The organism is Gryllotalpicola ginsengisoli DSM 22003, assembly GCF_000419445.1.
Classification (GTDB): Bacteria; Actinomycetota; Actinomycetes; order Actinomycetales; family Microbacteriaceae; genus Gryllotalpicola; species Gryllotalpicola ginsengisoli.
Map to the genome: position 1 here is coordinate 34,223 of NZ_AULK01000002.1, position 21,538 is coordinate 55,760.

Annotated in this window: 16 protein-coding genes and 1 tRNA gene; 13 read left to right on the forward strand and 4 right to left on the reverse strand. The window is 71.2% G+C overall.

Annotated features, from left to right (window positions below; genetic code table 11):
- Positions 1 to 112: 112 nt before the first annotated feature.
- Positions 113 to 2,083: an acetate--CoA ligase gene (gene acs, locus H563_RS0104715; protein WP_022881451.1), complete on the reverse strand. Its 1,971-nt coding sequence runs from the start codon at positions 2,081 to 2,083 to the stop codon at positions 113 to 115.
- 502 nt (positions 2,084 to 2,585) lie between these two features.
- Here acs and H563_RS15030 point away from each other — a divergent pair.
- The 5 genes from H563_RS15030 (at position 2,586) to H563_RS0104740 (ending at position 5,773) form a co-directional block, all read left to right on the forward strand.
- Positions 2,586 to 3,701, forward strand: a complete 1,116-nt coding sequence (locus H563_RS15030; protein WP_022881452.1) for a TadA family conjugal transfer-associated ATPase — start codon at positions 2,586 to 2,588, stop codon at positions 3,699 to 3,701.
- Positions 3,698 to 4,795: a type II secretion system F family protein gene (locus H563_RS0104725; RefSeq protein ID WP_022881453.1), complete on the forward strand. Its 1,098-nt coding sequence runs from the start codon at positions 3,698 to 3,700 to the stop codon at positions 4,793 to 4,795. The genes H563_RS15030 and H563_RS0104725 overlap by 4 nt, the downstream gene beginning before the upstream one ends.
- A 90-nt stretch (positions 4,796 to 4,885) precedes the next feature.
- Positions 4,886 to 5,080 (forward strand): DUF4244 domain-containing protein, encoded by a 195-nt coding sequence (locus H563_RS15035; protein WP_022881454.1) that lies wholly within the window; start codon positions 4,886 to 4,888, stop codon positions 5,078 to 5,080.
- A gap of 34 nt (positions 5,081 to 5,114) precedes the next feature.
- The gene (locus H563_RS15040) at positions 5,115 to 5,453 is read left to right on the forward strand and encodes a TadE family type IV pilus minor pilin (RefSeq protein ID WP_155865018.1); all 339 of its coding nucleotides are present in this window, start codon (positions 5,115 to 5,117) and stop codon (positions 5,451 to 5,453) included.
- The gene (locus H563_RS0104740; RefSeq protein ID WP_022881456.1) at positions 5,450 to 5,773 is read left to right on the forward strand and encodes an Rv3654c family TadE-like protein; all 324 of its coding nucleotides are present in this window, start codon (positions 5,450 to 5,452) and stop codon (positions 5,771 to 5,773) included. The genes H563_RS15040 and H563_RS0104740 overlap by 4 nt, the downstream gene beginning before the upstream one ends.
- Before the next feature lie 16 nt (positions 5,774 to 5,789).
- Here H563_RS0104740 and H563_RS17610 read toward each other — a convergent pair whose 3' ends face one another.
- Positions 5,790 to 6,032, reverse strand: a complete 243-nt coding sequence (locus tag H563_RS17610) for a hypothetical protein (RefSeq protein WP_081416169.1) — start codon at positions 6,030 to 6,032, stop codon at positions 5,790 to 5,792.
- Positions 6,033 to 6,217: 185 nt separating this feature from the next.
- On the opposite strand from H563_RS17610, the gene topA reads away from it, so the two are divergent.
- The 8 genes from topA (at position 6,218) to H563_RS15045 (ending at position 17,800) form a co-directional block, all read left to right on the forward strand.
- A complete protein-coding gene (gene topA / locus H563_RS17075) occupies positions 6,218 to 8,932 on the forward strand; it encodes a type I DNA topoisomerase (protein WP_022881458.1) in 2,715 nt (904 codons plus the stop codon).
- Positions 8,929 to 9,579: a dTMP kinase gene (tmk, locus tag H563_RS0104755; RefSeq protein WP_022881459.1), complete on the forward strand. Its 651-nt coding sequence runs from the start codon at positions 8,929 to 8,931 to the stop codon at positions 9,577 to 9,579. Before topA ends, tmk begins: the two co-directional genes overlap by 4 nt.
- 10 nt (positions 9,580 to 9,589) lie before the next feature.
- Positions 9,590 to 10,759, forward strand: a complete 1,170-nt coding sequence (locus H563_RS0104760) for a DNA polymerase III subunit delta' (protein ID WP_022881460.1) — start codon at positions 9,590 to 9,592, stop codon at positions 10,757 to 10,759.
- Entirely contained in the window at positions 10,756 to 12,381 is a 1,626-nt protein-coding gene (locus H563_RS0104765) for an alpha/beta hydrolase (RefSeq protein WP_022881461.1), read from the forward strand. The genes H563_RS0104760 and H563_RS0104765 overlap by 4 nt, the downstream gene beginning before the upstream one ends.
- Positions 12,382 to 12,460: 79 nt before the next feature.
- Positions 12,461 to 13,111 carry a TetR family transcriptional regulator gene (locus H563_RS0104770; protein ID WP_022881462.1) on the forward strand — a complete coding sequence of 217 codons (651 nt, stop codon included), beginning with the start codon at positions 12,461 to 12,463 and terminating at the stop codon, positions 13,109 to 13,111.
- A gap of 51 nt (positions 13,112 to 13,162) precedes the next feature.
- A tRNA-Thr gene (locus H563_RS0104775) sits at positions 13,163 to 13,238 on the forward strand.
- A 52-nt stretch (positions 13,239 to 13,290) separates the two neighbouring features.
- Positions 13,291 to 13,542: an addiction module protein gene (locus H563_RS0104780; protein ID WP_081416145.1), complete on the forward strand. Its 252-nt coding sequence runs from the start codon at positions 13,291 to 13,293 to the stop codon at positions 13,540 to 13,542.
- Between the two features lie 328 nt (positions 13,543 to 13,870).
- On the forward strand, positions 13,871 to 17,800 hold the full coding sequence (locus H563_RS15045; RefSeq protein WP_022881464.1) for a family 16 glycoside hydrolase: 3,930 nt from the start codon (positions 13,871 to 13,873) through the stop codon (positions 17,798 to 17,800).
- Positions 17,801 to 17,919: 119 nt separating this feature from the next.
- On the opposite strand, the gene H563_RS15050 is transcribed toward H563_RS15045, so the two are convergent.
- On the reverse strand, positions 17,920 to 19,656 hold the full coding sequence (locus H563_RS15050) for a DEAD/DEAH box helicase (protein ID WP_022881465.1): 1,737 nt from the start codon (positions 19,654 to 19,656) through the stop codon (positions 17,920 to 17,922).
- Positions 19,653 to 21,530: a transketolase gene (locus H563_RS0104800; protein ID WP_022881466.1), complete on the reverse strand. Its 1,878-nt coding sequence runs from the start codon at positions 21,528 to 21,530 to the stop codon at positions 19,653 to 19,655. Before H563_RS0104800 ends, H563_RS15050 begins: the two co-directional genes overlap by 4 nt.
- Positions 21,531 to 21,538 lie beyond the last annotated feature (8 nt).

The following is a 21,538-nucleotide window of genomic DNA, read 5'->3' on the forward strand; positions in this document are numbered from 1 at the left end:
GTGAGCCCGCCGGGCGGCGGCCTGTGGAGCGAAATGCCCAACACGCAGCGCAGGGAGGAACTTTCTGTGGAAAGTTCCTCCCTGGCGTGCGTTTTGGGAAATCCGCGGCGCGCTAGTGCACCGCGGTCGCGATCACCTGCATCACCGTGGTGTCGGCGAGGGTCGTCGTGTCGCCGATCTCGCGGCCCTCGGCGACGTCGCGCAGCAGCCGGCGCATGATCTTGCCCGAGCGGGTCTTCGGCAGCTCGTTGACCACGTAGACCTGCCGGGGCCGGGCGATGGGGCCGATCTGGGCGGCGACGTGGTTGCGCAGCTCACTGGCGACGTCCTCGGCCGCGGCGGCCGACTTCTGCGAGTCCTTGATGATCACGAAGGCGACCACGGCCTGGCCGGTCGTCTCGTCGGAGGCGCCGACGACCGCCGCCTCCGCGGTGAGCGGATGCGCCACCAGCGCCGACTCGATCTCGGCGGTCGAGAGGCGGTGGCCCGATACGTTCATGACGTCGTCGACGCGGCCGAGCAGCCAGATCTCGCCGTCCTTGTCCTTCCGGGCGCCGTCTCCGGCGAAGTAGTAGCCGCGCTCCTTGAACCGATCCCAGTAGGTCTCCTTGAACCGCTCCGGGTCGCCCCAGATGCCGCGGGCCATGGACGGCCAGGGTTCCGTGACGACCAGCAGGCCGCCCTCGTCGGGGCCCACCGGCTCGCCGGCATCCGTCACCACGTCGATGGAGATGCCCGGCAGCGGCACCTGCGCGCTGCCCGGCTTGAGCGTCGTCACGCCCGGCAGCGCGGAGATCATGATGGCGCCGGTCTCGGTCTGCCACCAGGTGTCGACGATCGGGGTGCGGCCGCCGCCGATGATGTCGCGGTACCAGATCCACGCCTCGGGGTTGATCGGCTCGCCGACCGAGCCGAGCAGGCGCAGCGACGACAGGTCGCGCGCGAGCGGGATCTGCCGGCCCTGCTTCATGAACCCGCGGATCGCCGTGGGCGCCGCATAGAAGAGGGACACCTGGTACTTCTCGACGATGTCCCACCAGCGGCCCGGCTCGGGGTGGTCGGGGGTGCCCTCGTAGATCACCTCGGTCGCGCCGTTCGCGAGCGGGCCGTAGACGACGTACGTGTGCCCGGTGATCCAGCCCACGTCGGCGGTGGACCAGTAGACGTCGGTCTCGGGCTTCAGGTCGAAGACGTTCTTGTGGGTGAAGGCGGCCTGGGTGAGGTATCCGCCGCTCGTGTGCAGGATGCCCTTCGGCTTCCCCGTCGTGCCCGAGGTGTACAGGATGAACAACGGATGCTCCGCACCGAACGGCTTCGCCTCGTGCTCGTCGCTCACCTGCGCGATCTCTTCGTGCCACCACAGGTCGCGGCCGTCGACCCAGTCGATGTCGTTGTCGCCGCGCTTGACCACCAGCACGTGCTCCACCGAGTCGGCCGGGCCGTCGCCGTGGTCGAGGGCGAGCGCCTCGTCGACGGCGGGCTTGAGCGGGCTGACCTTGCCCTTGCGCCAGCCGCCGTCGGCGGTGATGACGAGCTTCGCGTTGGCGTCGTCGATGCGGGCGCGCAGGCTCTCGGCGCTGAAGCCGCCGAACACGACCGAGTGCACGGCGCCGATGCGCGCGACCGCCAGCATCGAGATGATCGCCTCGGGGATCATCGGCAGGTAGATCGCCACCCGGTCGCCCTCGCCGACGCCGAGGGCGGTGAGCAGGTTGGCGGCCTTCTTCACCTCGCTGGTCAGCTCGGCGTAGGTGATGGCGCGGCTGTCGCCCGGCTCGCCCTCCCAGTACAGCGCGACGCGGTCGCCGTTGCCGGCCAGCACGTGCCGGTCGAGGCAGTTGTAGGCGACGTTCAGCTCGCCGTCGGCGAACCACTTGGCGAACGGCGGGTTCGACCAGTCGAGCGTCGTGGTGAACGGGGTGCTCCAGTGCAGCAGCTCGCGTGCCTGCTCGGCCCAGAAGCCCAGCCGGTCGGCTCGCGCGCGCTCGTACAGGTCCGCCTTCGCGACGGCGTTGGCGGCGAACTCCTCACTGGGCGGGAAGCGCCGGGTTTCGTGCAACAGGTTGTCGATCGTATCGGCCATCGAGAGTCGCTCCTTTGCGAGTTGCCTTCAGGTGCCTGCGGTGTGTGGACTGCGTGCTGGGCCGCGCCCGGCGGCCCTGCGAGGCACGGCGCGCTCGTCATTATTTAATGGCGAACCCGCCGACGGAGTCCACCGTATCGCCGGTGCGGTGAACGGGTTCAGAAATGGACGTTGCGTTGCGTTGCGGATGCCGTACACTGAACACGGCCGGATTTCGTATCCAGCCTGCGGCGCGTGAAGTTCCCCCCAACTGGCGCGTCGCTGTGGCGGCACCTGTTCCCCCCAATAGGTGCCGCCCCCTTCTTTTAACGGGTCGGTGTCTCGCCAGCTGAGGAGCCGGCCCCGCCGGCGTCTCGAAGCCCCCGCCGGTCGACTCACGCGCAGCGTGAATGGAGACCCTAGGCTCCCACTTCCCCCGCACACCCCCGCGCCGCGCCCGGTTCTCCACGATTCCGCGCTCACGCCCGCAGGGGCGACGGATGCCGCGGCTACCGTGCCTCGCGTGACCGATCGACCCGCCGCCGCATCCACCCCGCCGGAGCCCTTCGTGCCCCGGCGCGGCGGCGCCGACATGCGGTCGCGCGGCGGCCCGGTCAGCGCCCGGCGCATCAGCCAGGCGCGGGCGGATGCCGGGAGAGAAGCCGGGCCGCCGATCCCTTTCCCGGGCGCCTCGGGGGAGGCATCCGTGCCCGCCCCGGACTGGTCGGAGTTCGGCGCGCTCGCCCCCTATCTCGCGCTGCCTGCGGTGACCGACGTGCTCGTCGCTTCGGACGGCGCGCTGTGGCTCGACGAGGGCGCCGGCCTGCGGCGCGACCCGCTCTGGCGGCTTGCGGAGGACGAGGTGCGCGCCCTCGCGGTGCGGCTCGTGGCGCTCGGCGGGCGCCACGTCGACGAGGCCTCGCCCATCGCGAGCGTGCGGGTGCGCGACGGCGTGCGCGTGCACGTCGTGCTGCCGCCGATCTCGACCGGCGGAACCGTGATCTCGATCCGGGTGCCGCGCGCCGCGCGCCTCACGCTCGACGAGCTGGCCGCCGCCGGCATGATGCCGCCCGCCGTCGCCGAGCGGCTGCGCGAGGCGGTCGCCGCCCGGCAGAACCTGCTCATCGCCGGCGCCACCGGGTCCGGCAAGACGACCCTGCTGTCGGCGCTGCTGTCGCTCGCCGCACCCGACGAGCGCATCGTGGTCGTGGAGGACGTCGCGGAGCTGCGCCCGGCGCATCCGCATGTGGTGTCGCTCGAGGCCCGGCAGCCGAATCTCGAGGGCGCCGGCGGAATCGGGCTCGCGCGCCTCGTGCGCGAGGCGCTGCGCATGCGCCCCGACCGGCTGGTGGTGGGGGAGTGCCGCGGAGCGGAGGTGCGCGAGCTGTTCGGCGCGCTCAACACCGGCCACGACGGCGGCGCTGGCACGCTGCACGCCAATTCGCTGGCCGACGTGCCGGCGCGCATCGAGGCGCTCGGCGCCCTCGCCGGACTCGACGACACGGCGGTCGCGCGGCAGGCCGCCAGCGCCGTCGACCTCGTCGTGCAGCTCGACCGCCGCGGCGGCCGCCGGCGCGTCGCCGCGCTCGGCCGGCTGAAGGTCGGGCCGGGCGGGCGGCTCGAGGCGGTCGCGGCATGAGCCGGGCGACGGATGCTCCGGCGCCGGCGCCGCGCGCTGCGCCCGCCCGCTCGACCGCCGACGCGCTGGAAGAGGTGGCCGCGATCGCGCAGCGCCTCGGGGTGCTGCTGGCCGCCGGAGTGACGCCCGAGCGGGCGTGGGCATACGTGGCCGAGACGGCGGATGACGCCGAGGCCGCGGCGCGCGACCGCTCCGCGGGCGGGCCTCCAGTCGGCGGCGGGCGGGGGATGCCGCGGGCGGGCCCGTCGGCGCTCAACCCCGGCGTGGTGGTTGCGCAGGCGGCGGCCGCCGCGGGGCGCGCCGACGACGTCTCCGAGGCGATTGCCGCGGTGTGTGGCGGCGCCCCGCGCGCCGGCGCCGCCCGGCACCGGTCGATCGCGTGGGGGCTGTTCGCGGCCGCCTGGGCGGTGGCGGTCCGCTCGGGCGCCCCGTTGGCTGCGTGCCTGCAGCGGTTCGCCGCCGAGCTGTCGCATGCGGCGGCGTTGCACCGGGAGCTGGGCGTCGCGTTCGCCGGCCCCCGGTCGACGGCCCGGCTGGTCGGGGCGTTGCCGCTGGTCGCGCTGCTGTTCGGACTCGGCATGGGGTTCGACACCCCGCGGGTGCTGTTCGCCACGCCGGTGGGGTGGGCGTGCCTCGGTGCGGGCCTCGCGCTGATGCTCGCCTCGCAGCGGTGGAGCCGCCGCCTGCTGGCCCGCGCCGAGCCACGGGAGCTCGTGCCCGGTCTCGAACTCGAGCTGATGGCGGTGGCGATGGCGTCGGGCGCCTCAGTGGAGCGGGCGCGCGGGCTCGTGGCATCCGTCGTCGACGCGTACGCGGCGTTCCTGCCCGTGCCGGCCCGCGAGGCCGACGCCCGCGCGCTCGACCGGGTGCTCGCGCTCGCCGCCCGCGCCGGAGTGCCGACCGTCGGGCTGCTGCGCGCCGAGGCCCAGCGGCGACGCGCCGACGCCGACGCCATGGGGCGGACGGCCGCGGCCGCGGTCGCGGTGCGGCTCATGCTGCCGCTCGCGGTGTGCGTGCTGCCGGCGTTCATGTTGCTCGGCGTCGTGCCCGTGCTGGTGGCCCTGTTCTCCTCCACAGGGGTGACCTTCGGCTGACTTTCCACATTCCGCGGGGTCCGCGCGCTGCGACGTCGGCACTCTGCCCCATGATCGATCCGCCCGCGCCAAGAGAAGACAGGAGAACCCATGAACCCGTTCCGCACCCTGACCGCCCGTGCGCGGGCGCTCGCCGACGAGGCCGGCTCGGCCACCGCCGAGTACGTCGTCGCCACGATGGCCGCCGTCGGCTTCGCCGGGCTGCTGGTCGTCATCCTGAAAGGCGACGAGGTGCGCAGCATGCTCACCGACCTGGTGCACCGTGCGCTCACGGTCGGCAGCTGACCGGATCGCCTCGCGCGGCGGCGAACGCGGCACCGTGACCGCCGAGTTCGCCGTCGTGCTGCCGGGAGTGCTGATGGTGCTCGCGCTCTGCCTCGGCGCCGTGCAGGTGGTGGCGCAGCAGGTTGCGCTGGCCTCCGCGGCCTCGAGCGGGGCACGGATGCTGGCGCGCGGCGACGACCCGGGCACGATGCGCTCCCGGGTGGCCGCCGCCGCCTCCGGCGCCTCGATCGCCCAGAGCACCGACGGGGCGTTCGTCTGCGTCGCCCTCACCCAGCAGGCGCACTTCGGCCCGGTCGGCCTCGGCCGGCTCGAACTGCACGCCCGCGGCTGCGCGCTCGGGCCGGCCGACCCGGATGCGGAGGACGGATCATGAGCGGGTCGGTGCTCGCGGTCGGCGTGCTGGGCGCGACGGTGCTGCTCGCGGGCGCCGCACTGCCGGCGGTCGGGGCGGTGGCGGCGCAGCAGAACGTGCAGAACGCCGCCGACGCGGCCGCTCTCGCCGCGGCCGACACGATCTCGGGGCGCTCGGCGGGGTATCCGTGCGACAACGCGCGCCGCGCCGCGACGCTCGACGGTGCCGAACTCGCTTCGTGCGAGACCAGCGGACCGGTGGCGCTCGTCTCGGCCCGGGCCCGCTACCTCTCCTTCGAGGTCTCGGCGCGCGCCCGCGCCGGCCCTCCCGGCACGCCGTGATTCCGCCGCCGCGAGGCTAGGAGAAGTCTGCGCCGAAGTAGCGGTAGTCGACGACGCTCGGGGCGCCGTCGCTCTCGTCGAACTCGCTGATCGCCCCGCTGCGGGAGTAGACGAAGCGCTTGCCCCGGTCGTTCGCCGGGATGCTGATGCGCGGCTGCGGGTCGCCGGATTCGAGGAACGCGGCCCTCATGGTCTTGCCTTCCAGCGGGCCGTCCGTGAGTTTCGCGGTGTACGTCCTGCGCGCTGTTGTGGTACTCATGACGCTCATTGTCCTCATCCGGGCCGCCGCGGCAAGGGGGGCATATTTCGCAGCGGCCGCCCCGTTCACACTGTGTATGGTGTGCCTGCAAGGCCACGCATCCGCACCGGGAGTGCGTCATCCGCAGCGCCGCAATCACATTCAACAGTCACGACGCGTCGAACGCGTCGACCAAAAGGAGTCAGGTGCCAGGCAACAAGAAGCTGGTCATCGTCGAGTCGCCCACGAAGGTGAAGTCGATCGCCCAGTACCTCGGCGACGGGTATGAGGTGATGGCCTCGGTCGGCCACATCCGCGACCTCATCGAGCCGAAAGACCTGCCTGCGGACAAGAAGAAGGGGCCCCTCGGCAAGTTCGGCGTCGACGTCGAGAACGGCTTCAAGCCCTGGTACGTCGTCTCCGACGGCAAGACCAAGGTGGTCACCGAACTCAAGCGCGCGCTGAAGGATGCCGACGAGCTCATCCTCGCCACCGATGAAGACCGCGAGGGCGAGGCCATCGCGTGGCACCTGCGCGAGGTGCTCAACCCGAAGGTGCCGGTCAAGCGCATGGTCTTCCACGAGATCACCCGCGAGGCGATCGAGGCCGCCCGCGACGCCACCCGCGACATCAACATGGAGCTCGTCGACGCGCAGGAGACCCGCCGCGTGCTCGACCGCCTCTACGGCTACGAGGTCAGCCCCGTGCTGTGGCGCAAGGTCGCCCCGGGCCTCTCGGCCGGCCGCGTGCAGTCGCCGGCCACCCGGCTCGTCGTCGACCGCGAGCGGGAGCGCCTGGCCTTCGTGCCCGCCAGCTACTGGGATCTGAGCGCCCGGTTCACGCCCGGCGAGGACACCGCCCCGTTCGGCGCCAGGCTCGTCAGGCTCAACGGCGAGCGGGTGGCGCAGGGGCGCGACTTCGACGACAAGGGGAAGCTGAAGAGCGCGGCATCCGTGCTCACCGACGAGAGCGCACACGCGCTCGCCGACGCGCTCAACGCCGACTCGACGACCGCCGCGGTCAGCAAGGTCGAGTCGAAGCCGTACTCGCGCCGCCCCGCCGCGCCGTTCACCACCTCGACGCTGCAGCAGGAGGCCGCGCGCAAGCTGCGGTTCAGCGCGCGGCAGACGATGAGCGTGGCGCAGTCGCTGTACGAGAACGGCTACATCACCTATATGCGCACGGATTCGCCGTCCCTGTCGCAGCAGGCGACAAAGGCGGCCCGCGCCCAGGCCGCGGCGCTGTACGGCGCCGACACGGTGCCGGAGAAGCCGCGCGTGTACACCGGCAAGTCGAAGAACGCGCAGGAGGCGCACGAGGCGATCCGCCCGGCCGGCGAGGTGTTCCGCAGCCCCGACGAGGTGCGGAAGAGCCTGTCGGCCAACGACTTCAAGCTCTACGACCTGATCTGGAAGCGCACCGTCGCCAGCCAGATGGCCGATGCCAAGGGCCAGACCGCGTCGGTCACCATCGAGGCGAAGGTCGTCGGCGGCGAGCTCGACGGCACCGTCGCCGAGTTCTCCGCGTCGGGCACGGTGATCACCTTCCGCGGCTTCCTGCACGCGTACGAGGAGGGGCGCGACGAGGAGCGTGACGCCGACCGCAGCGACACCGAGGCCAAGCTGCCGCCGCTGACGGAGGGCCAGAGGCTCGAGAACGCGGGCGTCGAGGCCGAAGGTCACCAGACCACCCCGCCGCCGCGCTACACCGAGGCGAGCCTCGTCAAGGCGCTGGAGGAGATGGGCGTCGGCCGCCCGTCGACCTACGCGCAGATCATCTCGACGATCATCGACCGCGGCTACGTGACCCTGCGCGGGCAGGCGCTCGTGCCGAACTGGATCGCGTTCTCGGTCGTGCGGCTGCTGGAGGACCACTTCGGCGACCTCGTCGAGTACGACTTCACCGCCGAGCTCGAGGACGACCTCGACCGCATCGCCGAGGGCGACGAGGAGGGCCGCGACTGGCTGAAGGGCTTCTACTTCGGCACTGAGAACCACCGGGGGCTGCGCGGCGTCGTCGACAACCTCGGCGAGATCGATGCGCGCGAGGTGAACTCGATCCGCATCGCCGACGACATCACCCTGCGCATCGGCCGCTACGGCCCGTACCTCGAGGTCGCCGACCCGGCGAACCCCGACGCCGCGCCGCGCCGGGTGAACATCCCCGACGACCTCGCCCCCGACGAGCTGACGCCCGAGAAGGCCCGCGAGCTCGCCGACGCCCCCGAGGTGGGCGACCGGGTGCTCGGCACGCTCGAGAACGGCACGCAGATCGTCGTGAAGGACGGCCGGTACGGGCCCTACGTGACCGAGGTGCTGCCGGAAGCGGCATCCGATGAGACCGTCGCCGACCCCGAGGCCAAGCCGAAGCGCAAGACCAAGAAGGCCGACGCGCCCAAGCCGCGCACCGCGTCGCTGTTCAAGTCGATGAGCGTCGACACGATCGACTTCGAGACCGCGCTGAAGCTGCTCGAGCTGCCGCGCACCGTGGGGGAGGACCCGGAGACGGGAGAGCCCATCGTGGCGGCCAACGGGCGCTACGGGCCCTACCTGAAGAAGGGCACCGAGACCCGCAGCCTGGAGAGCGAGGACCAGATCTTCGACATCGACCTGCCGCGCGCGCTCGAGCTGCTCGCCCAGCCGAAGTACGGCGCACGCCGCGCCTCCAGCGCGCTCAAGGAGTTCGACCCCGACCCGGTCAGCGGCAAGCCGATCCGGGTGCGCGAGGGCCGCTTCGGGCCGTACGTCACCGACGGCGAGACCAACGCGACGATCCCGCGCGGCGAGGACGTCGAGGCGATCGACTTCGACCGGGCCGTGCAGCTGCTGGCCGAGAAGCGGGCCAAGGGCCCGGCCAAGAAGCCGACCCGCCGCTCGTCGACCGCGAAGAGCACCTCCCGCCGGACGACGGCGAAGAAGTGACCGCGGGCCTCTATCTCACGGTCGAGGGGCTCGACGGCTCCGGCAAGACGACGCAGATCGACCGGCTGGCGGCCTGGTTGACGGATGCCGGGCGCACGGTCACGGCGACCCGGGAGCCCGGCGGCACCGAGGTCGGGCAGCTGATCCGCGACATCGTGCTGCACCACCGCGGCGACATCGCCCCGCGCGCCGAGGCGCTGCTGTTCGCCGCCGACCGCGCCCACCACATCGCCACGAAGGTGCGGCCGGCGCTCGAGCGCGGCGACGTCGTCGTGCAGGACCGCTACATCGACTCGTCGGTGGCGTTCCAGGGCGCGGGCCGCGTGCTCGACCCGGCCGAGGTGCGCCGGCTGTCGGAGTGGGCGACCGGTGGGCTGTACCCGCGGCTGACGATCCTGCTCGACCTCGATCCAGCCGCGGCGCGCGAGCGCCTGGTCAGCGCGCAGAAGGCGTACGACCGCATCGAGGCGGAGGCTCTGGAGTTCTCCGAGCGCATCCGTGCCGCCTATCTCGCGATGGCGCAGGCCGACTCCGAGCGCTGGGCCGTGCTCGATGCGACCGAGCCCGCGGACCGCATCGCCGCGCGCATCCGCGAGCGCGTCGAGCCCCTGTTGACGGGCGGCGAGAGCGTCGGACCGCTTCGGTAGCCTGAGTCAGATGAGTGTGTGGGCCGAGCTGACGGGGCAGCGCGACGCGATCGCCGTGCTGCGCGCGGCGGCGGCCGCGGACCGGCCCGGCCAGCGCGCCGCCGGTTCCGGCAACGCCATGACGCACGCCTGGCTGCTCACCGGCCCGCCGGGCTCGGGCCGCTCCAACCTCGCGTTCGCGTTCGCGAGCGCGTTGCTGAGCACCGCGGGGCCCGACGGCGACCCCGTGACGGATGCGCAGGTGAAGGCCCGCACGCACCCCGACCTCACCGTGCTGTCGACCGAGAAGGTGATCATCTCGATCGACGAGGTGCGCGAGCTCGTGCGCAGCGCCCAGTACTCGCCGTCGGTCGGCCGCTACCGCGTCATGATCATCGAAGACGCCGACCGCATGACCGAGCGCACCAGCAACCTGCTGCTCAAATCGCTCGAGGAGCCGCCCGAGCGCACCGTGTGGGTGCTGTGCGCCCCGAGCGACACCGACCTGCTGCCCACCATCCGGTCCCGCGTGCGCACGGTGCGGCTCACCGTGCCCACCGTGGCCGACGTCGCCCAGCTGCTCACCACCCGCGACGGCGTCGACCCGGCCCTCGCCGAGCAGGCCGCCCGGCACGCGCAGTCGCACATCGGCATGGCCCGCCGGCTCGCGACCAACGCCGACGCCCGCGCCCGCCGCGACGAGACGCTCGACCTGGTGCTCGGCGTGAACACCGTCTCGGCCGCGGTGCTCGCCGCCGCGCGGCTGCTGCAGATCGCGAGCGAGGACGGCAAGGCGATCACCGAGGAGCGCGACGCGCAGGAGCGGGAAGAGGCGCTGCGCTCGCTCGGCGTCGAGCCCGGCGGCACCGTGCCCCCCGCGCTGCGCGGCCAGCTGCGCGCCCTCGAGGAGGACCAGAAGCGGCGCGCCACCCGCAGCCTGCGCGACGGGCTCGACCGCATCCTCGTCGACCTGCTCTCGCTGTACCGCGACGTGCTGATGGTGCAGCTCAGCAGCGACGCCGCCCTCGTCAACGCCGAGCGCGCCGACGAGCTCCGGCGGCACGCCGCCGCCACCACGCCCGCCGCTTCGCTGGCCGCCATGGATTCGATCGCCGAGGCCCGCACCCGCATCGACGCGAACGTGAACCCCACCCTCGCGCTCGAGGCGATGCTCGTCACCGCGATCGGCGTGGGCTCGTGAGCCGCGCCACGGGCACCCGGCACGGCCGTGGCCCGCAACGTGCCCGGCGGCTCCTGCGCGCCGGCGCGGTGGCCGTCGCGGCGGCGCTGCTGCTGGCGGGGTGCTCCCTCGGCCAGCAGAAGCTGCCGACGCAGACGTCGACGCCGCTGCCCGCGGCATCCGCCCCCACGACCTCGACCACGCCGGGCGCCAGCGCGAGCGCGCAGGCGGCGGCCGACGCGGCGGCGACCCGCAAGCTGTACAGCCAGGCGCTGGTCTGGACCGACTGCTCGGGCGGCTTCCAGTGCGCGAAGGCGAAGGCGCCGCTGGACTGGGAGAAGCCGTCGGGCGCCCAGATCACCCTCGCGCTGATCCGCAAGCCGGCGACCGGGAAGCGCCTCGGCTCGCTGTTCGTCAACCCCGGCGGACCGGGGGAGTCGGCGGTCGACTTCGTGCGCAGCAACGTCGGCGACATGGACAAGACGATCCAGGAGCACTACGACGTCGTCGGATTCGACCCGCGCGGGGTCGGCGCCTCGACCGCCGTCAGCTGCTACGACGACACCGAGTTCACCAAGTACCTCTACGACATCCTGCCCGGTCAGCGGGGCAGCACCGAGTGGCTGGCCGCGGCCCGCGCCTCGACCGCCGCATTCGGCAAGGCGTGCCTCAAGAACACGGGGGCGCTGCTCGGCCACATCGACACCTGGAGCACCGCCCACGACCTCGACATGCTGCGCTCGGACGTCGGCGACGCGAAGGTCAACTACTTCGGCTTCAGCTACGGCACGGTGATCGGCTCGGTGTACGCCGACCTGTTCCCGGGCAACGTCGGCCGCATGGCGCTCGACGGTGTCACCGACCCGGCCAAGAGCTACGACGAACTCGTCGAAGAGCAGACCAAGGGGTTCGAGTCGAACCTGCGCTCCTACCTCGAGTGGTGCCTCGGCGGCAGCGACAAGACCTGCCCGTTCTCCGGCTCGGTCGACAGCGCGTTGTCGCGCATCGGGCAGCTGCTGCAGCAGGTCGACCAGAACCCGATCCGCAACAGCGACGGGCGGATGCTCGGCTCGACGACCCTCGTGACCGCGATCATCACCCCGCTGTACTCGCAGTCGGCGTGGCCGAATCTCGACGTGCTGTTCCGCGACGTCGCGAACGGAAGCGCGAAGGTCGCCTTCCTGCTCGCCGACTCGTACAACGACCGCAGCAGCGACGGGAAGTTCTCGAGCAACCTGATCGAGGCGTTCAGCGCCATCGACTGCGTCGACTACACCTTCGACGACGACCTCGCCCACATGCGGGCCGAGGCGGCGAAGCTCGAGCAGATCGCGCCGACCATCGGGAAGTACCAGAGCTACGGCGGCATCGCCTGCGACGGGTGGCCGGTGAGAGCCACGCATCCGCTCGGACCGGTGTCGGCGCCCGGGGCCGCCCCGATCCTCGTGGTGGGCACCACGAACGACCCGGCGACGCCCTACCAGGAGGCCGTCGACGTGTCAAAGGAGCTCGAGAGCGCGCACCTCGTGACCTACCACGGCAATGGGCACACCGCCTACGGCCAGTCAAACTCGTGCGTGACGGGCACCGTCGACGACTACTTCGTGAACGGAACCGTTCCGGCCGAGGATCCGAACTGCTGAGGCATCCGTCTCTCGTCGTTTCTCGTCAAAATGTTGGCCGGTGGTGCAAATTTGCAGGCACTGCAACGATAATAGGAACGTGACCGATCTCAAGGAGCCCGGGCTGCGGGAGCGCAAGCGCGCAGCCACCCGACGGGCCATCGAACGGGAGGCGCTGCGCCTCGCCCTCGACTCCGGACTCGAGAACGTGACGGTCGACGAGATCGCCGAAGCGGCCGACGTCTCGCCCCGCACCTTCTTCAACTACTTCCCTACCAAAGAGGCCGCCGTCATCGGCAGCGACCCGATCGGGCCCGACGAGGCCGAGATCGAGGCGTTCGTGCACGGCGGCCCGGACCAGCCGGTGCTCGACGGCGTGCGGCTGCTGCTCGCGAGCGTCGTCGCCTCGAAGGGCGCCGACGAGGCGCGCGAGATCCGCGAACTGCAGAGCGAGCGGATGAAGCTGATGCTGAAGTACCCGCACCTCTTCCGCCAGCGCATGGAGAACATGGAGGAGCTGACGCAGAAGGTGATCGGCATGGTCGAGCGGCGGCTCGTGACCGATGTCCCCGAGCTCGCGGAGGACCGGTCGGAGCTGCACTCGCAGGCGCGGCTCGTCGTGTTCGTGGCGTTCGCAGGCATGCGGCACGCGTGGGCCAGCTGGGCGGAGAACGACGGCAAGGGGGAGCTGGCGGATTGCCTCAAGCACTCCTTCGACCAGCTGCACGCCCTCGCCCGGGTGAACGTCTGACCCCTTTTCCATCCTGTAAGCTAGGGGCTCGTGTGCGGCCCCGGCCGCCACGCCGCCTTAGCTCAGTCGGCAGAGCGATTCACTCGTAATGAATAGGTCGTGGGTTCGATTCCCACAGGCGGCTCCACTGAAGTCCTTGTCTCACTCGGGCCGGTCAAAGTCCGCCGTACACTCGGTCCATGGCACCGGAAGTCGCAGAGCTTATGAAGAGCGCTCGCGCACTGTCGCGCGAGCAGCGCGCAGACTTGGCATATCAAGTCCTGCTCACACTTGATGAGAGCGACGAGCCGGTGGATCAAGCAGACATCGACGCTGCCTGGAACGCTGAAGCGGCCGAGCGCCTCGGCGAGCACATGCGTGGCAATCGTGACGCGATCAGCGTCGAGGAGTCGCACGCGCAGATCCGAGCAAGTTACTCGCGACCGCGGTGACTCTCGACCGGCGAGAGCTCTCGGATGCGCGGGACGAGTTGCTCGCGCAGTTCACCTACTACGACCCGGCGGAGAAGTGAGCCCGGGGCGCACGTTCTCGCCCGAAAAGTGAGCCGTAGGGCTGAGGCACCGCACTCCGCGACGGATGCCTCAGCCCTACTGCTTCGCGGCCGTGACGCGCCTCGTTCCCGTGGCCGTGATGCGTTGTGATCGATTGTGGTTGAGCTCGTGCGAGTTCTTGTTGCGCCCTTGGGCCCGGCGTAGTTTCAACGGCACGCGGTCCGGCTCAGCCCGTGATCACCGACGATCACCGCGCTCGGCGAGCCGGATGACGCGTGCGTACCAGGAGATCGACATGGCACCATCCGTCTTTCCTCATCGGCGTTCCGGCATCCGTTCACTGCGGTCTCGGGCCGGCATCGTCTGCCTCGCGCTCGTCGCCGCCGTGCTGCCGGGAATCGTCGCAACCGCCGCGCCCAGCCCGGCCGCAGCAGCACCCGAAGACCCGGTGAGCATCACCGTCAACGGGTCCGACGTGGCCGCGGCCGCGCAGAACCGCAACGGTCTCACCTTCAAGGGCTTCGGGGTCCTGAGCGCCAACTCCACCAGCTCCCTGCTGATGGACTACAAGGCCGAGCATCCCGACAAGTACTGGCAGCTCATCGAGACGCTCTTCGGCGGCGACCACCCGATCATGGACACGGTCAAGATCGAGATGGGCAACGACCGCAACACCTCCACCGGGCCGAACCCCGCGACGATGCGCACCCGCGACGAATACCCCAACGTGGAGCGCGAGCCGGGGTTCCAGCTCGCCGCGGACGCGCAGAAGGTCGCGAAGCACGACATCCAGGTCAGCATCCTGCGCTGGGATACCCCGGCCTGGGTGAAGACGGACGCCGACGAGTACATCTGGTTCAAGAACACCGTCCTCGCCGCGTACCGCGAGTACGGGATCATGGTCGGCTCGATCAACCCCGACACGAACGAGACCGGCAGCCCGAACGTCGCCCTCTACAAGGAGTTCTCCTCGTGGCTGCGCAACGACACCAAGGGGTACGAGGGCGCCACGGCCGACGACCCCAACAATGGCTTCAAATCCGCCACGGAGGAGAAGCTCTTCCACAGCATCAAGACAGTCGCCGCCGACACGGTCGGCACGCCGCCGACCAGCTTCGGCGACCAGATGACCGACCCGGACGACTCGTCCCTGCGGGACGCCGTCGACGTCGTCGGATTCCACTACAGCAGCGCCGACGACGCGCACGGAAACCTGAAGAAGATCGCCGACGTGCTCGACAAGGAGGTCTGGAACTCCGAGGGCCAGGCCACCTTCTCGAGCACCGCCGACCGCCCGAACAACACCAACAGCGACGGCCAGGGCGGCACCGGCACCTCGATGGGCGGCACCAACGGCCCCCTGGAGATGGCCAACTGGATCACCACCGGCTTCGCCAACTCGCGCCGCAGCCTGTACATCTTCCAGCCGGCGATCGGATCGTTCTACGACGGGTTCCAGTACTCGTCGAAGGAACTGGTCAGCGCTCGCGACCCGTGGTCGGGCTGGATCTACTACGACGGCGGCCTGGCGGTCCTCGAGCAGTTCACCCAGTTCGCGACCCTCGGCTGGGAGAACCCCACCGGTGACGCCGATGCCAACGGCATCTGGCGGGCGATCCCGCAGGCCTCCGGCAGCGCGCTCGGCACGGGGAATCCGCCTTCAGGAGCCAGCGCGGGCGGCGCGTCCTACACGACCCTCGCCGCCCCTGACGGGTCCGACTTCTCGACCGTCATGATCAACGACAGCAAGTACACGAAGACCTACAAGATCTCCGCGCCGGGCATGAACCTGGGCTCGGACAAGACGATGGAGGTGTGGGAGACCCGTGCGGCCGACGCCGGCGAGGCCTACGACGCCAACTACGTGAAGCCGATCGACGAGATCCAGCCCGACGGCGAGGGCGTCTACACCGTCACGGTGAAGCCGTACTCCGCCGTGACCGCGACGACCCTCGACCACGCCGTGCGGAACGACGACGGCGTGCTGGAAGCCCGGCACGGATACGGCAACACGCTGCCCACCTCGACGGAGTACACCTCCAACCAGGGCGACCGCGACGTGCTCGACACCGACTCGACCGGCCGGACCAACGGGGTGACCGGCGACGACACCCTGTACGCCGACGACTTCGACTACGCCAACGAGCCCGACGTCAAGACGTACGACCCGCGCACCGGCAAGCTCGTCGACTCCGGCGAGTCCTACCTGGATAGCCGCGGCGCGGAAGCGAAACCCGCGGGAACACCCGACGTGCAACCCGAGGACAACGGCGCCACGCCGCGCTACACGGATGATACGAACGGCGCGTTCGAGTCCGTGGCCACCACCGACCCCGGTCACGGCCGCGTGCTGCGCCAGCAGATCGGCACCGGCATGGTGGGCAGCGCCTGGAACAGCGGGGACCCGATGACCACGATCGGCGACAACCGCTGGGCCAACTACCGGGTCTCCGTCGACGTCAAGTTTGACGACGAGAGCGGCAGCTACGCGAGCGTCGGCGCCCGCGAGCAGGGCGGCGACGGCAACGGGCAGGACGTCTCCGCTGCCGAGCTCCAGGTCGACCCGACCGGCGCCTGGACCCTGCAGCGCTACGGCACCGTCGTCGCGCAGGGCGACGCGAGCAGCGAGCCGGCGACCAAGTTCGCCGCAGGAGCGGGCGCGTGGAACAACCTCGCCGTGCAGGTCGCGGGGAACGTGTACACCGCCTACATCAACGGCGCGCAGGTCGCCTCGTACACCGACCCGGACCCGCAGGCCACCGGCCGCATCCAGCTCGGCTCCGGCTTCACCTTCACCGAGTTCGACAACCTGAAGGTGACCACCGTGCCCGGCTACACCCCGTACTACACGCAGATCATCGACGGGATGCACCAGACCAGCTGGGCCGACACCTCGAAGCCGGTGTTGCAGTTCAACGACCAGTGGAACCACCTGAACGGCCAGGGGATGTACGAGTGGCAGCGCACCGCGTCCTTCTCCACCGGCCAGGGAGCGACGATGTCGTACACCTTCCGGGGCACCGGGCTCGACATCATCGGCAGCAACACCGGTGCCACGACACTCAACGTCATCGTCGACGGGGTCGAGGTCGAAGCGGATGCGGCGACCCAGAGCGCCGGCAGCGAGCGGACCACCTTCGAGCTTCGCGGACTGCGCGACGGCAAGCATACGGTCACCTTCGAGACGGCGAACTCCGCCCAGATCGACATCGACGCCGTCGGCGTCGTGACCGCCAACGCCGACTCCGCCGCCGCCGACACGACGGCTCTGAAGGCCGCCGTCGACAAGACCGCCGGGCTCGAGCAGAGCGACTACAACGCGGAGAGCTGGGCGCCGTTCGCCAGCATCCGCTCGGACGCGGAGTGGGCGTTGAAGCATCCGTCGCCGTACGGGCTCGACACCGAAGGCGCGAACGCCCTCGCCGCACGGTTGGAGGCCGCCGCCGGCCGGCTGGTCTCGCCGGACGACAGCGCCGACGTGCGGGACATGGGGGCGGTCGCCGTGCCGTCGGGCGGAGCGCTGCCGACCAGCCTGACCTTCGACGGAACCTCCGTGCCGGTCACCTGGGCGGACACCGCCGCCGGCGCCGTCGCCGCCACACCCGAGCTGGGAACGGTCACGGTCACCGGCAAGACGAGCGTCAAGCTGTCCTCCGGCGTGTACCAGCGGTTCAGCGCGACCGTCCTCGTGACGCCGGACGACCTGAGCTACTTCATCGACTCCGGCTCCTCGAGCTCGGGTGCGGGATCGCTGTACGCCGGCGTGAAGCAGGCGTTCCCCGACCTGCTGAACGACGCGACCGACCAGAAGTGGGACGGGACGACGGCCGGCTCGACCTGGGGGTACTCGACGGCGGCCTCGACCTTGGTGACAGGCGATCCGCTGGACTGGGGCTCGTCCTACATCGGCGCCGACTACAACAAGCCGGTCACCTACCACCTGACGCTGCCGGCCGGCACCTTCAAGATCGTGACCGTGCAGGCGCCCCGCTCGGGCAGCACGACCCAGATCTACAGCACGGTGACTGCGGGCGGCACGGCGACCAAGCAGACGGCGACCTCGACCGGCGCCGCCACACAGATCGCGCAGACGGTGACGCTCGATGCGCCGCAGGTCGTGGACGTCGAGTTCGGGACCAACGGGACCAGCGGATACAACGCGCGGCTCGCGCTGGTGTACGTGCAGCAGGTGCAGTAGGCGGTGAAGTGAGCGACGGGCTCACCGTTTCGCCGAAAAGGTGCGCCGTAGGGCCGAGGTGCCGCGAGCGCGACGGATGCCTCGGCCCTACGGCTCCGTGGCCGTGATGCGCCTCGGCCCTACGCCTCGCGGCGGCGGGGCTTGCGGCCGCGGTCGGGCTTGAGCTCGATCAGCCGGCCGCCGATGCGGGTGCTCTCGAGTTTGCGCAGCGTGTCGCCGCCGAGCTCCGCCGGCAGCTCCACGATTGAGAAGTCGGGGAAGATCTTGATCGCGCCGAAGTCGTCGCGGCTGAGGCCGCCCTCGTTGGCGAGCGCGCCGACGATCTGACGCGGCTCGACCCGCTGCCGCTTGCCGACCTCGATGCGGTAGGGCGCGAGGGCGGTGCCGGAGCGGCGGCCGCGATCCCGGCGACCGGCGCCCAGGGCATCCGTGCGCTCGCGGCGGCCCTCGGTGCCGCGGCGCTCCCCGCGCTCGGCGGGCGGCGCCAGCACGTCGTCGGGGGAGAGCAGCAGCGGCTCGTCGCCCTGCGCCACCACAGCGAGGGCGGCAGCCACGTCGGCCTCGGGCACGTCGTGGTGCTCGACGTAGTGGGCGATGATGTCGCGGAACTTCGAGATGCGCTCGCCGTCCTCCAGCGCCGCGGTGATGGCGTCGTCGAAGCGGGTGAGGCGAGTGGCGTTGATGTCCTCGACCGTGGGCAGCTGCATCTGCGTGATGGGCTGGCGGGTCGCCTTCTCGATGGCGCCGAGCATCCGTCGCTCACGGGGCGTCACGAAGCTGATCGCCGCGCCGCTGCGCCCGGCCCGGCCGGTGCGGCCGATGCGGTGCACGTACGACTCCGTGTCGATGGGCAGGTCGTAGTTGACCACGTGGCTGATCCGGTCGACGTCGAGGCCGCGGGCCGCGACATCCGTCGCCACCAGGATGTCGAGCTTGGCCGACTTGAGCTGCTCGACGGTGCGCTCGCGCTGCGCCTGCGGCACGTCGCCGCTGATCGCCGCCGCCGTGTAGCCGCGGGCGCGCAGCTTCTCAGCGAGCGTCTCGGTCTCGTTCTTGGTGCGGACGAAGACGATCATGCCGTCGAAGTTCTCGACCTCGAGGATGCGGGTGAGCGCATCGACCTTCTGCGGGTAGGAGACCATCAGGTAGCGCTGCGTCGTGTTCGCCGAGGTCGTGGTCTTGGTCTTGACCGCGACCTCCTGCGGGTCGCGCAGGTAGTTCTTGGAGATGCGGCGGATCTGCGCCGGCATCGTCGCCGAGAACAGCGCCACCTGCTTCTCGGCCGGGGTCTCGGCGAGGATCGTCTCGACGTCTTCGGCGAAGCCCATCTTGAGCATCTCGTCGGCCTCGTCGAGCACCAGGTACTTGAGCTGCGAGAGGTCGAGGGTGCCCTTCTCCAGGTGGTCCATGATGCGACCCGGGGTGCCGACGACGACGTGCACGCCGCGCCGCAGCGCCGACAGCTGCACCCCGTAGCCCTGGCCGCCGTACACGGGCAGCACGTGCACGCCGCGCACGTGCGCCGCGTAGCTCTCGAACGCCTCGCACACCTGCAGCGCGAGCTCGCGGGTGGGGGAGAGCACGAGCGCCTGAGGGGTCTTCTGCGACACGTCGAGCCGCGAGACGATCGGCAGCGCGAAGGCGGCCGTCTTACCGGTGCCGGTCTGGGCGAGGCCGACGACGTCGCGGCCCTCGAGCAGCAGCGGGATGGTCGCCGCCTGGATCGCCGACGGGGTCTCGTAGCCGACGTCCTTCAGGCCCTTGAGCACGGCGTCGCTCAGGCCGAGCTCGGAGAACGTCGTCGTCGCTTCGCGGTCTTCGCCGGTCGTCTCGGGCGCCTGGTGCTGGGAGGTCATGCTCCCACGGTAGCGCCGAGCAGCTCCCGCACCGCCGCCGTGATCGCCGCCGCGTCGATGCCGGCCCAGCCGAGCAGCTCGTCGGTGGTGCCCGAGCCGGGCATGCCGGAGACGGCGAGGCGGCGCAGGCGCAGGGGCTGGTCGAGATCGGATGCCGCGAGCGCATCCGCGACCGCGGACCCGAGCCCACCCTCGGGGTGGTGGTCCTCCACGGTCACGACGCGGCCGCCGGTCGCCTCGGCGGCGGCGACCACCCCGGCCTCGTCGAGGGGCTTGACCGAGTAGGCGTCGATCACGCGCACCGCGACCCCGTCCTCGGCCAGCCGGTCGGCGGCGGCGAGGGCCTGGTGCAGGGTGACGCCCGCGGCCACGACCGTGACCCGGTCGGCGTCGCTCGAGCGCAGCGTCTTGGAGCCGCCGAGCGGGAACCGCTCGGACGCGGGGTAGAGCACCGGGTAGCCGCCGCGCGTGGTGCGCAGGTAGCTGATGCCGGGGGTGCGCGACATCTCCTCGACGAGGGCGGCGGCGCTCGTCGCATCCGATGGATACAGCACGGTCGAGCCGTGCACCGCGCGCATCATGGCGAGGTCTTCGAGCGCCATCTGCGACGGCCCGTCGGGGCCGATCTCGACGCCGGCGTGCGAGCCCGCGAGGCGCAGGTCGGCGCCGGAGATCGCGCCCATGCGGATGAAGTCGTAGGCGCGGGTGAGGAACGCGGCGAAGGTCGAGGCGAACACGGTGTAGCCGCGCACGGCGATGCCGGTGGCGGCGGCCACCATCTGCTGCTCGGCGATGAACATCTCGAAGAAGCGCTCGGGCAGCTCCTTGGCGAACTCGTCGGAGTGCGTCGAGTTGCTCACCTCGGCGTCGAGGGCGACCACGAGCGGGTCGCGCCGGCCGAGGGCGAGCAGCGCGTCGCCGTACGCCTTGCGGGTGGGCACCTTGTCGCCGACCTCGTACGTCGGGCCGTCTCCGCCGCTCGCCGCCGCGCGCTGCGGCGAGCCCCCGGGCGGCTTGGGCCCCTCGACGGTCACGTCGCGCTCGCCGCCGAGCTCGGCGATCGCCTCGCTCGCGAGATCCTCGGGCAGAGGCTTGCCGTGCCAGTCGGGGCTGTCCTCGACCTTCGAGAAGCCCTTGCCCTTGACGGTCTTCGCGATGATCACGAGCGGCCGCTCGGGGTCGGCGCCGGCCTGCCCCAGCGCCTCGTCGATCGCGGCGAGGTCGTGGCCGTCGATGACCGCGGTGCGGGCGCCGAACGCCTCGGCGCGGCGGCGGTAGGCCTCGACATCCCAGCCGAGGTCGGTCTCGCCGCGCTGGCCGAGCCGGTTCACGTCGAAGATCGCGGTGAGGTTGCCGAGCTTGTAGTAGGCGGCCTTGTCGAGCGCCTCCCAGATCGACCCCTCGGCCAACTCGCTGTCGCCGCACAGCGCCCAGACGCGGTACGGCAGCTTGTCGAGGTAGCGCCCGGCGAGAGCAACGCCGACGGCGTCGGGCAGGCCCTGCCCGAGCGATCCGGTCGCGACGTCGACCCACGGCAGCGCCGGCGTCGGGTGCCCCTGCAGCCGCGCGCCGAAGCGCCGGTAGGTGCTGATCAGCTCGTCGTCGTCGATGGCCCCGGCCGCCTTGAACACGGCGTACAGCAGCGGCGAGGCGTGGCCTTTCGAGAAGATGAGGTGATCGGATGCCTCGGCGCCCGGGTCCTGCCAGTCGTATCGCAGGTGCCGGCTGATCAGCACGGCGAGCACATCTGCGGCTGACATGCTGGAGGTGGGATGCCCCGAGCCGGCCGCCGTGCTCGAGCGGATCGAGTCGACGCGCAACTGCGCGGCCAGCTCCGAGATGTCGGACAGTGCGGATTCGGGTGTGATCTTCACGTGGCGAC